Annotated in this window: 11 protein-coding genes; 10 read left to right on the forward strand and 1 reads right to left on the reverse strand. The window is 42.7% G+C overall.

The annotated features are described in order from the left end of the window. The first annotated feature begins 371 nt into the window (after window positions 1-371). Window positions 372-800 carry an EamA family transporter gene (locus BR86_RS0104045; RefSeq protein WP_031471717.1) on the forward strand — a complete coding sequence of 143 codons (429 nt, stop codon included), beginning with the start codon at window positions 372-374 and terminating at the stop codon, window positions 798-800. A gap of 8 nt (window positions 801-808) precedes the next feature. Here BR86_RS0104045 and BR86_RS0104050 read toward each other — a convergent pair whose 3' ends face one another. Continuing rightward, window positions 809-1,312, reverse strand: coding sequence for a hypothetical protein (locus tag BR86_RS0104050; protein WP_031471718.1), 504 nt, complete (start codon window positions 1,310-1,312; stop codon window positions 809-811). A gap of 149 nt (window positions 1,313-1,461) precedes the next feature. On the opposite strand from BR86_RS0104050, the gene BR86_RS0104055 reads away from it, so the two are divergent. The 9 genes from BR86_RS0104055 to yaaA all read left to right on the forward strand — a co-directional run bounded on the left by BR86_RS0104055 (window position 1,462) and on the right by yaaA (window position 12,538). Then, a complete protein-coding gene (locus tag BR86_RS0104055; protein ID WP_031471719.1) occupies window positions 1,462-1,683 on the forward strand; it encodes a hypothetical protein in 222 nt (73 codons plus the stop codon). A gap of 83 nt (window positions 1,684-1,766) precedes the next feature. Next, window positions 1,767-2,831, forward strand: coding sequence for a Wadjet anti-phage system protein JetD domain-containing protein (locus BR86_RS0104060; RefSeq protein WP_031471720.1), 1,065 nt, complete (start codon window positions 1,767-1,769; stop codon window positions 2,829-2,831). Then, a complete protein-coding gene (locus tag BR86_RS0104065) occupies window positions 2,818-4,365 on the forward strand; it encodes a hypothetical protein (RefSeq protein ID WP_031471721.1) in 1,548 nt (515 codons plus the stop codon). The genes BR86_RS0104060 and BR86_RS0104065 overlap by 14 nt, the downstream gene beginning before the upstream one ends. Then, on the forward strand, window positions 4,362-5,069 hold the full coding sequence (locus tag BR86_RS0104070; RefSeq protein WP_031471722.1) for a DUF6063 family protein: 708 nt from the start codon (window positions 4,362-4,364) through the stop codon (window positions 5,067-5,069). The genes BR86_RS0104065 and BR86_RS0104070 overlap by 4 nt, the downstream gene beginning before the upstream one ends. Beyond that, the gene (locus BR86_RS0104075; protein WP_031471723.1) at window positions 5,053-9,435 is read left to right on the forward strand and encodes a coiled-coil domain-containing protein; all 4,383 of its coding nucleotides are present in this window, start codon (window positions 5,053-5,055) and stop codon (window positions 9,433-9,435) included. Before BR86_RS0104070 ends, BR86_RS0104075 begins: the two co-directional genes overlap by 17 nt. Before the next feature lie 501 nt (window positions 9,436-9,936). Beyond that, window positions 9,937-11,013 carry a Fic family protein gene (locus BR86_RS0104080; protein ID WP_051684572.1) on the forward strand — a complete coding sequence of 359 codons (1,077 nt, stop codon included), beginning with the start codon at window positions 9,937-9,939 and terminating at the stop codon, window positions 11,011-11,013. 41 nt (window positions 11,014-11,054) lie between these two features. Then, entirely contained in the window at window positions 11,055-11,240 is a 186-nt protein-coding gene (locus BR86_RS0104085) for a MerR family transcriptional regulator (protein WP_031471725.1), read from the forward strand. Window positions 11,241-11,312: 72 nt separating this feature from the next. Continuing rightward, the gene (gene bcp / locus BR86_RS0104090) at window positions 11,313-11,768 is read left to right on the forward strand and encodes a thioredoxin-dependent thiol peroxidase (RefSeq protein WP_031471726.1); all 456 of its coding nucleotides are present in this window, start codon (window positions 11,313-11,315) and stop codon (window positions 11,766-11,768) included. Continuing rightward, window positions 11,765-12,538, forward strand: coding sequence for a peroxide stress protein YaaA (gene yaaA, locus BR86_RS0104095; RefSeq protein ID WP_031471727.1), 774 nt, complete (start codon window positions 11,765-11,767; stop codon window positions 12,536-12,538). The genes bcp and yaaA overlap by 4 nt, the downstream gene beginning before the upstream one ends. Window positions 12,539-12,554: the final 16 nt, after the last annotated feature.

The raw sequence follows: 12,554 nt of genomic DNA on the forward strand, positions 1-12,554 counted from the left end.
AAACCGAATATATTATTCACACGGCTCCCCGGGATTCCCGGGGGGCCGTTTTTGGGGAATTGGCAGAGAGTGAATTTTTTGCCGATTCCTATTTTTTCGCTTTTTTGTAGGAAACTCCTCTGAGATTTCCTATGGCATAAAACCTCTCCGCGAGGATGTGCGCTTCTGTAGAAATCCACTAAACCCGGAAACACCAGCTGCATCACGATATTTTATTCCGGATAAACGGGAGCGGCAGGAATGAAGGAGAACGAAATTCTGTGTTATACTGAAAAAGCAGGCACGGGAAGCCGACAAGTATTTTCAGATTCCTGCCGGGTGGGAACCTGCCGGAAAACAGGTATCAAAGCATATTTGATGGAGGAAAAAAGATGTTTCAGTATGTATGGCCGATTTCGCTGGTGATTCTGGCCAATGTGGTGTATCAGATCTGCGCAAAGTCTGTGCCGAAAGAACTGAATCCCTTCGCGGCCTTGACGGTGACGTATCTCATCGGAGCCATGGTCAGCGCGGTTCTGTTTTTTGCGGTCGGAAAGAACGGTTCCCTGATCCGGGAATACGGAAAACTGAATTGGGCTCCGTTTGTTCTGGGGCTTTTTATTGTCGGCCTGGAAACCGGATGGATCTATGCCTATAAAGCCGGCTGGCAGGTCAGTTCCGGCTTTATTGTTCAGAGCTCAGTCCTTTCCGTTGTATTGCTTGCGGTTGGGTATTTCCTGTTCCATGAGACGATTACCTGGAATAAAATCGTCGGCGTCGTGATCTGCCTGATCGGGCTTGGGTTTATCAACTACAGATAACGTGATTCTCAGTAGAAAGTCTGGAATTGATCCGGGAGTGGAAGTCCGTTTGAGAAGGCTGCTTGCCTGCGGATGAGCAGATCAGAATCCCGGCGATCATAACGATGGTGCCGGCGGTCATAAAGGAAAACATCAGAATTTTGCCCGTCCGCTGCATCTCCTTTGGCTTGGGATCCTCGGCAGTGCCGGAAAGAACAAGCCCCAGCGGCTGCACCGATATAAGAAAAGATAAAGTCTCCTGCAGCAAGCGCGACCCCTTCCATGGGTATTTTGGCGATCGGATGAAAGGCCTGGATAAGAACAAATGTCATTACGGCGAGTATCATGATCACGATCGGTTCCATGATTCGACAGGTGCGCAGCGTATCTCGCGCCTGTCTGACCAGTTCCGGATTGCGGCAGAGTTTATCATCGTTCAGAATGGCCCGGTTTCGGCCGGCAGTATTCAGAAGAATGAAGCCCCAGACGGAAGCGACAATAATCCACGGGATACAGAAAATGATTTCAAACATGATTGGTGATACTCCTTCCAGCTGTACAGGGCGTTGTTTTGCCTCGGGCACAGCAACTTTGATTATAGTACGGAGGACCAGACTTGTCATCCGGCGGAAGAGATACGTAAGGATCGTGAAAACCTGTTGGACAATGAGGAAATATTGCCATGACTTTAAAAATAAGCAGATGGATATTAAAGGTTAACGGCATTCTTGCTTTACTGTGTGGTGCTTTTAGAAGCGTTTTGGGCGTAACAGGAACTATCGGTTTTCGCCTGCTTGCCGGCAAAACAGCGGATGTTACGCTGTTTTCTGTCATTTTTTCAGGCGCTGCGGTGTGGAGTATTTCGGGAATCATCGGCATGACAGACAGAATGGTACCGGGATAAATATGAGAATAGCAGGCGATCATAAGACTTGCGCTGCATTTTATCGATGATGCAGAAAGATAATCGTTTTTTGGGGGGAAGAGTTGAATATCAAGGAAAAGCTACTGGGGTATGGTAAGAAAACAATAACGTTGGATGATATTAAGAATTTTTTGAAAATAAGCATAATGGATGAACAGAGAGCGTATGAACAGATTTCAGAAATGATAATGGAGGAGATTATTGAACCGGTCAGGTCGTCAGGTAAAAACGGTAATATCAGCTATCCACTGCACAAAAAATACAGGATTTTGGTTAAAGAGGAAGGTGATCAAGAAATCATAGACGAAATCAAGCGGCTCCATCCTCTTCTGCTAAGGAGCGGGTATTTATCTGCCAACCCTATGGAATTCCATAGGAATAGAGACGTTGTGGAAGGCCTTAGTGCCTATCTGTTTAGAGATAATGACGAGACTTTTGTATCCAGAAAAGAGCGCTCTTTTGAGATATTCGGACATGAAAAAACACTTGATGACGGTCAGGTTAAAGCTTTTTTACGTAAGCTGCAGATTGCCGAGTCAGAGCTGAGATTCTATGATACACCCGAGTACTGCTTTCATGATTATATCCCCGTCAGAAGGGACCACATGGTGCTTCTTATCTGTGAGAACAAGGATATCTGGTTTAATATCCGAAGGTGTATGTTTGAGGATGAAATAAGGAGCCTGTTTGACATAGCAATTGATGGCGTGGTTTATGGCGAAGGCAACAAGGTCTCTGACAGAACAGGAGCTCTTGAAGAGTATGTTAAGTTCATGGGTAATCCGGATGTAAAATTCTTATACTGGGGAGATATAGACAGAGAAGGTTTTGACATATTCAGAAGAACGAAAGACGCCAATGAAAGGCTTGATATATCTTTATTTGTGCCCGGATATAGAAAAATGATAGAAAGAGCAAGGAATATAGAACTTGAGGATAGTCCGTCTTCCAAGAAACAGGGCATGCGTTTTGACGATCTGCTCAAAGATTTTTCACCCTCAGAGCAGGAATTCCTGATAGACATATTTGAGAATAACAAGCTTATTCCTCAGGAAATAATATCGTATAAGTATTTGAGAGACTGTATCTTCAATGATGTGGAGGTGAAGCCAGATGCTTCGTTCTGACATAAAAGAGATGCTTTCGGATTTTCAGAACAGAATGAAGTTTATTGATATCGTCAGGAGTATTACTGTAACAAGTTATCCGGATGAGATAAAGAAGATGTTTCGTGGAGACTACGATTATATCAATAATCTTGTTGTTGCGGTTCTTTTGTATATCAAGGAGCGTACTCTGAGTGACAGGCAGTCATGCACACTCAAGGATATCGCCGGATTTCTTGACAGCATAATCCGGATTGTCCCTGACGGATATGAAATTGACACGTATAAACTTGCCGGTTTCATCGTGGTTCATGTTCTTCAGAATAACGGGAAGCTCATTGAATACAATACATTCTATGCGGATTCCGAAAGTTTCAGGAAGATGCCAATCCGCCTTGTCAATGAGGAAAAGGGTTCCTATCATCTGACAGACGATGTTTTTGACTTCCTTTACAGATCGAAAGAGATAGAGTCTGAACTGGATTATTCTGTTACGCGCTTTAAGATGCAGGAATACATGAAGCGTAAGAATTATTCAGAGGCACTCTCCCAGAGTAGGGAACTGGTTGCACGGCTCCGCAACATGAGTCACAGCATGGATGATTTCATTTTGAGATGCCGTGAAAATATCGCAAAGATAACGGTGGATGAGTATGAGAGAATTGTAGGGCAGTTCAGGAGCCTGATGTTTGATGAGCAGAAAGAACTGGAGGAAATACAGAAGAATGCCCGTAAGGAGGCAGAGGCGATAAGAAGCGCTCTGGATAATGGCGCAGACACAGAAGAAGCCAGGAAGAACCTGAAAGCCCTGAATGAAATCAATAAAAATCTCGATATTACCATATTGGAGCAGCGATCCCTCATAAATGCAAAGAGTTCTGTATCGGAAAGCTATAAGCAGATGCTTCGGGACAGTTTTGTGATAAAAAGTTTTGATCGTATGAACTTTGAACAGGATATCATGGTGAAGCTGAGAATGATGGGAGAGGGTCTGGGGGATGCTGTACACACAATCATGGAGCCGCTGCTTAGTCCGGAATTTGATAAGAAATTCAGTATCGAAAACTTCTATGCAGCCTGCGGAACGATCAGTAATGAGGAAGAGGACAAGGGACTCAGCATTGATGAAACTGATATAAAAGCTGAGGAAGCGGGAAAAAAGAGAAACGAAATCTACATGGAGATATGTACGGCTTTTTTTGCATTCCTTCAGAAGGAACGTTTTTTTGAGATAAAAAAGTTCATAAGATCCCTGTCAATGGATGAGCTTATGAAATGGAATAAGGAAAGTGCTCTTCCCAATACACTTATGACCATATACCAGAAAAAGGAGATTGATTTTGAGACGCTTCATGATGATGGGACCCTGTTTGCAAAAGAACCCCTGGGCGAGTTTGACCTTCTCTGGGTTCTCAGCAATATTCCACAGGATTATCTGAAAGTGAAAAAGATAACATTTTCTACATCTGACCAGAAATTCGAATTTACGGTAGATGATGGGGAAAAGCAGGTGACAATAGAAATGACCAATTTTACAGTTGAGGTGGAACGATGAAGAAAAGTGCGCTTAAGCTCTATCATCAGCTTATGAAAAAAGGCTGGATAGATCGTGATGATGACGGCGTATTATGGGGATTTGTAGAGGACTCGGAAGCAAGGGACGAGCTGGATCAGATGGGGGCTGAACTTGGGTTTGAAATAATTCCTGCACAGAACCGGATTTATATGGTACCGACTCAGGACAACGACCTGTTTCTAAAAAACAATATTGATTACAGGTCTGATATCAAGGCAGGTAATGATGTAAGGACAAGAGACCTGTACCTGCTAAATTATCTTGCTATTTACATTTTATATATATTCTTTAAGGGTGAAGGGGCAGAGACACTTGTCAGAGATTTTATCACAAAGGAACAACTTATCAAGGATTTCACCGATCACTGTATCCGTGTGACACAGAAAGGTGTGGATGGTGAGGATAAGGAAGAAGACTTCAGTGATAGCTTTTTTATGCTGGCAGAGGACTGGCTCGGTAAAAAGGAAGGAGATCCTTCAAGCAGAAGGGTAGATGACCGATACGGCATTGTAAATAAAATCCTTCTTAAGTTTCGGGCAGATGATTTATTTGTAGAGGGCGAAGATGGAAGGGTGGCTCCAACAAAGAAAACAAAAGATCTTATGCCATATGTGCTCAGAAAAGAGCGCGCTCAGATGATTAATGCATGGATTGAGGGGGATAAACATGCCACAGATAAATAAGATCAGGATTGTAAATTTTAATTATAATGATGGCAACCGTTTTATCCCAGATGAATTATATGATCTTTCATCAGATAAGGGAGAGGCGCTTAATTCGCTTTTTAACCTGAATAATGGCGGAGGCAAGACCGTCCTGGTCCAGCTTATGATGCAGCCGGTGCATCCGAGGGCCATGGCAGGCGGAAGACGTATTGAGGATTATTTTGGCCGCCCGGGAGATCATTCTTTTGTACTTGTTGAATGGAATCTGGACGGAAGTGATGATAAGCTCCTGACCGGTATTGCCATAGCCGGAAGTGCCAGCGAGAATAATGACGAAAATTCAAGAGGAAATATCATCCGGTACTATACCTTTAAGACTGTTTATGAAAACAGTAATTCTTCCTACAGCATATCGGCGTTAGAACTTTCAAAAAATGAGAATGGAAAGTATGTGCCGGCACCGTTTAACTATGTAAGGGACAAAGCCAAAAACAGCAGAGGTGATTTGGAAGTTTATTCCTCGGATGAAAGCACGAAATGGACAAAGGCGCTTTCCGAATATGGCATTTACAGATCTGAGTGGGAAACGGTAATAGAGGCGCTTAACAAAGATGAAGGCGGATTGAACCAGTATTTTGATGAGGCAAAAACATCGGACAAACTGATTTCAAAATTCTTTATTCCGGCAATTGAAAACAAAATGAAAAGTGTGGCTTCAAGTGGAACAGATTCATCCCTTGAAACTATGCTGATCAACTATGCAAAAAGGATCTCAGAGAAAGATGCGGTCATTAGAGAACGAGATACAAACAGAAGACTGATCGCAGAATTGTCAGACCTCGGTCAGAGGAGTGACGATCTGTATACTGTCGGGGAAAACTTGTCAGATAGTATTGGTGAGGCCTGCGGTTTTAAGGCTTCCATTGGAAGGAAGATTGGGAATATCGATGAAAGCCTGTCTGGAACCGTGGAGGAACTCCAACGCGTAGAAGCCAAGATCAGACATATAGAACACGAGGAAAAATCCAAAGAATATTACGATGCCGGTGGTGAGCATGAGGCTGCGGTTCATGCTCTTTCAGATGCAAAAGAAGCTCTTGATCAGGCAAGGGAAGAATCAAGAGTAAAAAAGCATGACGAAGATATTCTGCAATCAGCAAGGCTTTATCGGCAGATTGTAGAGGCAGACAGTCAGATAACCGCATATAAGAAGCTTATCGAGGAAAAAGAAAATGATTCTGAAGACGCGGAAACTGTGGGGAAGCTCAAATACTCCTGCATGGTGAAAGCAAAACATGAGAGTGAAATCCTGTCACAGAGTATTTCGGGGGTGGATGATCAGCTTCAGATCAAGAATGATGAATTGCGTGACAGCAAGGCTGAAATGGAACGTGCTGAAGTGCTTTTGAACGACGCAAAGCAGAATCATGCACAGATCACTGCCAATCTGAATGCCTCAAAAGATAGTACTGATACCAAAGTTAAGACGTTAAGAATCGAAGCTGTAAGAATGCTGGATGGATTCTATTCTGAAAAAGATATAGATGATGAGCGCAGTAAACAGGCTGAAGAGAGAGAAAAAGCTGTCGTCTTTATAGAAAAACTTCAAAATGAGATAAAGGCTTTGGATGACAGGAAAAATGAAATCCCGGGTGAATTGGCTGATGTAAAAATTGAATATGATAGGCTGTCAGGGGAGAAAAAAGCAGCGGAGGATGCGCTTTCAGAATACAGAACATTACTGGACTTGCTTGAATCTGTTTGTAGTAAATACAGTCTTGAGAACAGCGCTGTTTTTTCCGGAAGATTAAAAAGTGTACTGCTGGAAGAAATAGAGATGAACGGAGCAAAGCTTAGAAAGCTTCAGCAGGACAAGCAGTCTTTGAAAGAAAGGCTTAAGGCAGCAAAAGAAGGCCATGTTCATATTCTGCCTGACATCCTGAAATATGTTCTGTCTACAGGGGTATACTGTCAGACCGGTGAAGAATATATTACCGGGCTACTGGAAAATAGTGCCATTACTCAGGAAAAAGCCGGGGATATTATGGAAAGGCATCCGGAATTTGCATTTTCGCTTCTTTTCAATAATGAAAAGGATATGGAAAAAATGTTATCTGCAGGTAATGTGGAATGGCTTCCCGCTTCTGTTCCGCTATTTACCATGGCGCAGGTGAACGCCTTTATGTCCGGAGATATGAACAGAACTTCATTTCTGGCAGCATTTGACAGAGCGTATTTTGCTGACAGATCAGGCTATTGCGAAAGATTGGAAAATGAAATACGTTCCAAGGAAGAAAACCTGCAGCGCTTTAGCGAAAGACTGCGTGACAGCGAGGAAGAGAAGAGACTTGCAGAACAGTTTGATTATCCTGAGGACTGGAGTTCTTTGCAGGAAAAAGTGATTGCTGAATTGCAGGAGAATATTCTTGCTTTGGAGAGGAGAAGAAAGGCGCTGAAAGAGGAACAGGGCAGAATAAAAGAAAGGATTGATAAACTTAAGGATGACTTGAGTCGTGAAGAAAAGCTTTTGCAGGAACTTACCATGTGGTTTGAGTCATTTGCAGAACTCAGCATAATGATTGCTAAGGAAAACGAGTGGTACACAAAAGCGCAGGAAGCATATGTTGCCCTGAAAAAAGCAGAAAGCTCATATAAAAAGACATGTGAGACAGTGATCAAATGCCGGGATGAGCTGACATCATTGGATAATGACCGTAAGCAGCAGACTGATCATTTGGCTAAAGTCCGGGTTGTTTTAGAGAATACCAGTAATGCAAAGGAAACGGAACTTGCAGAAGGCACTTTGGAAGAGCTGTATTCGCAGTATCAGACGCTTTTGGGGAGTCTGAGTGAAAGCCTTGAAATTCTCAAGATCAGCCTTGACAAAGCTCAGCAGGAAAAAGCCGAACATGAAAAAGAACTTGAGGATTATGAGTGCGATCAATCCGAATATGAAACGGTTCATTTTTCAACGGAAGCTCTTAAAAATGCGAAAGACGCAGTAAGATTTGCTTCTGAGAAAATGGAGAAGGCACAGTCCATATTTGGTGCATGCAATGTAAAAGTGGCATCGGCCAGGCAGAGATTTGATGCCGCAGGAAAAGCGCTTGAAGACTTTGACGGGATTGCGCTTCCGCAAAATGAGATAGGAGAAGATTTCAAAAACCGGGTAAGGGCCGCAAAACTGGAGATAAAGCAGTTAAGTGAAAGGAAGGAGTCTCTTGAGCGTGAAAAACGTTCACTGGAGAGAATTTATGATCGCGTAGGAGATGTTTTAAAGCCGATTCAGTTCGGAAACATAATAAAAACAGTGACATTATCCGAACAACCGGATGTCCAGTGGGAGTCCATACATGAAAATCTAATTCATGTGCAGAAGACCTTCATGGATCAGAAAGAAAAGCTGAACAGCAGAATAAGAACAACTGTGGCAGAGTTTAAGGACATAGCTCTTTCTGAAATAGTCAATAAGCTTGGTGCGATCGGTGAGATGCTGGATGATTCAGGGATGAAGGGAGACAGGCTTTATACGGTTAGCGAGAGTATCAGCACAATGACAGCCTCCATAGAGAAGATTAACAGCAGGATTGAGACTGATCTCAGGGAGATTGAAAATGACTTTAATGACATCGTAGACCAGTGCATGAACCAGGGAAAGAGAATGTACCTGGATCTTCGCATGATAGCAGCCAGCTCCAAGGCTCATATTTTTGAGGGTAAACCTCAGACACAGATGGTGAAAATGGATCTTCCTGAGGAAAAAGAAATATCCGAGGAAGCGTCAAGAGTATCTATAAAAACGGAGATTGAGCAGGGGGCGAATGAGATCAAAGAACTCCTTGGAGGCGGTGCTGATGAAAAGCAGATACAAAAGCGCGCCAGAACGATCGTTTCAAGTGAGCGGCTCCTTCATAAGTACATACGCCAGGAATCTATAAAGATTAAGGTTTACAAGATAGATATGAACAGCGCCAACTCTGTATATAAAGGCTGGGAGGAAACTCTGACACAGAGCTCCGGTGCCGAAAAGTTTGTGGTATTTTTCTCTGTGGTATTGACGCTCATGAATTATACAAGGTCATCAGCAGGGCTTATCAGCAAAAATGTTAAGAGTGTTCTGATCCTTGATAATCCGTTTGGAAAGATAACCTCAGCGCATCTTTTAAAGCCGATGTTTGATATCGCAAAGCACTTCAATGTTCAGCTGATCTGCCTGTCTGACATCAATAAGAGCGATGTTGTAGGTTGCTTTGACTGTGTCATCAAACTTGTCATAAAAGCACAGAGCCTCTCAAACTTTGAAATCATGACACATGAGGGAAATGAGAGGATTGAGCACGGCTACTATAAGATCATGAACGGGCAGATGAGCTTGTTTGGATGATAAAGGCTTTTTATCGGTCAAAACATAATTCGCAGAAATAGAGGTTTTTAATTAAGATGATAAGAATTTTATTCGTTTGCCACGGCAACTGATTCCACGAATCTCTTAAAGTCAGTAATAGCAAGGCTTGTGAGGATTTTTAGGTGGATTTGTAACCCACTTTTAACCCTGGCAGTTTTTGTGCAAATGTGACAAGGCAGCAAAAAAACAGTGATTTTGGAGATGTGACATACAATTACATATGGCGAAGCGCACTTAATCTTAAGTGTGCTTGGCTACCAATAAACAACCCCATCGGGTCGTGTCAAAAAGCAGGGAAGATGTGCTGTAGATTGACACGGGCTGGTGGGGGTGTTAGTTGTTTAAATATTTACGAGAAATGATAAGCAAATTATGAATCATATAAGTTGCCGATTCGTGCAAATTTGTTGCTGATTGAAAGTGTTCGCGTCATAGAATATAATAAAATAATGAGTTTTTATTGGATTACGGAGGTTTGATATGAAGGATATAAAAAAAGATCCATTTGAGGAATATATAAAAAATCTTCCTCCTACAAGAAAAGAACTTGGACAAGCTTGGCAGGCTGCGATTGGGTTGCAGGATGTTGATGGATTAAAACCATCTGAATACTTGTACGAGACTGCAAAAAAGAACATTGACGGTGAAATCTCTGTAGATGAGGCCGGAGACTTGATTAATAGTTATTACGAGAGTAAAGATGGTCGTTCTGAGGTGGAGATGCGTACAGAAGAGGCTGATAAGGTGTCTGCAAGAATTGCAAAAATCTTATCTGAAAAGGCATTTACGTTTTCACCTACACAATATTTATCGATTCATCGAGAGCTGTTCCTTGGTATTTATTCCCATGCAGGAAAAATCAGAGATTATAATATCACGAAAAAGGAATGGGTCCTTGATGGAGATACAGTTTCTTATGGTGGAGCTGCTGAACTTCGAGAAACGCTGGATTATGATTTCTCTCGGGAAAGAGATTTTCGCTATAACGGTTTAACAATGGATGAGGTGATTCATCATTTGGCGGTTTTTATTTCCAGACTTTGGCAAATCCACGTATTCGAAGAGGGAAATACAAGAACAACGGCTGTTTTTTTAATAAAGTATCTTCGAATGCTCGGATTTGATGTCGAAAATGATTTGTTTGCGGAAAACTCTTGGTATTTCCGAAATGCTTTGGTTAGGGCAAATTACAATAACATAAAGAATGGTATCTATGAGACGACAGAGTTCCTTGAAATGTTTTTAAGGAATCTTTTGCTGAATGAGAAACACGAGCTTCACAATAGAGAAATGCATGTTAGTGGTAAATTTTTCTTGGGTCACGATGACTCGATAAATGACCCAATAAATGACCCGATAAAATTAGATGGACGTGAGCTTAAAATTATAGAGTTGTTACGTGAAGAAACTGGCTTAACACGAAAAGAGATGGCAGCTCGTTTAGATTGCTCGGATTCAACAATTAAGCGGTGCCTGCAGTCTATGGTTGAAAAGGGCGTACTGAAACGAATTGGCTCAAATAAAAAAGGTGAATGGATCATATTAGAGAAGAAGTAATATAAACAAATGTATTTTTACCGAATTACGGAGGATAAAGCATGGATTATCTAACCTCAGCGGAATGTGCAAAGAAGTGGAATGTGTCTCAAAGAAGAGTAGCAATATATTGTAAAGAAGGACGAATTGAAGGAGCTTTTCTTATGGGAAGAATGTGGCTGATTCCGAAAGATGCAAAAAAGCCGGAAGATCCAAGAAAAGTTCGTAAAATGGAGGGAAGATGCTAATATGGAGATGAGTATATTGTTTGTCTGATTACATAGCAGAGCTGGCATATAAGAGGCAGTATGGAGGATGAAATGTTAGAAATTGGAACCAAAGCTCCGGCTTTTACTCTGCCGGATCAGAACGGAAAAATGAGAAGCCTCGCAGATTATCAGGGACAGAAGGTAATCCTGTATTTCTATCCGAAGGACATGACAGCCGGCTGCACTAAGCAGGCCTGTGCGTTTGGAGATCTGTATCCGCAGTTCCGGGAGAAGGGTGCAGTCGTTCTTGGCGTGAGCAAGGACAGTGTAACATCCCACAAGAAGTTTGAGGAGAAATACGGCCTGCCTTTCACACTTCTCTCTGATCCGGAGAAGGAAGTGATTCAGGCTTATGATGTCTGGAAAGAGAAGAAGAATTACGGGAAGGTCAGCATGGGTGTTGTCCGGACGACCTATCTGATCGATGAGAATGGCATTATCATAAAGGCTTTTGATAAGGTGAAGGCGGCTGATAATCCGGCACAGATGCTGGGAGAACTGGAATGAGAATCATTATCTCCCCGGCAAAGCAGATGCGGGTGGATACAGATTCTTTTGCCTGCAAAGAGCTTCCGGTATTTATGGACAGGACGGAAGTCCTGATGAAATGGATCCAGAGTTTGTCTTATGAAGAGCAGAAGAAGCTTTGGGCTTGCAACGACAAAATCGCCCGGCAGAACGCTGAGCGATTTGCGCATATGGATCTTCACAAAAATCTGACGCCTGCCTTACTGGCCTATGATGGCATCCAGTACACATACATGGCTCCGGCTGTTTTTGAGGATGGCCAATATGATTATGTGCAGGAACATTTGCGTATTCTGTCTGGTTTTTACGGTGTAGTGAGACCGATGGATGGCGTGGTGCCATACCGTCTGGAAATGCAGGCGAAGGCTGCCGTCTGCGGTCATAAGAACCTTTATGATTTCTGGGGAGACAGCCTGTATCAAAAAGTAATCGGTGAGAGCAGGATCATAATCAATCTTGCTTCCAAAGAGTACTCAAAGTGCATTGAGAAATACTTGCAGCCGGATGACCGATATATCACCTGCATCTTTGGAGAACTGGAAGGTGACAAGGTTGTTCAGAAGGGCGTCTACGCTAAGATGGCCAGAGGCGAAATGGTGCGTTTTATGGCAGGAATCCATGCCGAGACTCCGGAGCAGATGAAGGACTTCAATTGGAGTGGGTATCATTACGATGATGGCCGCTCTTCGGATCAAGAATATGTTTTTATCCGCAAAACAATACCAGGAAAGAAAAGTCTATCATTGTGAGTGGACGTAATGGGAG

The sequence above is a fragment of the [Clostridium] aminophilum DSM 10710 genome (assembly GCF_000711825.1).
GTDB lineage: Bacteria > Bacillota > Clostridia > Lachnospirales > Lachnospiraceae > Clostridium_R > Clostridium_R aminophilum.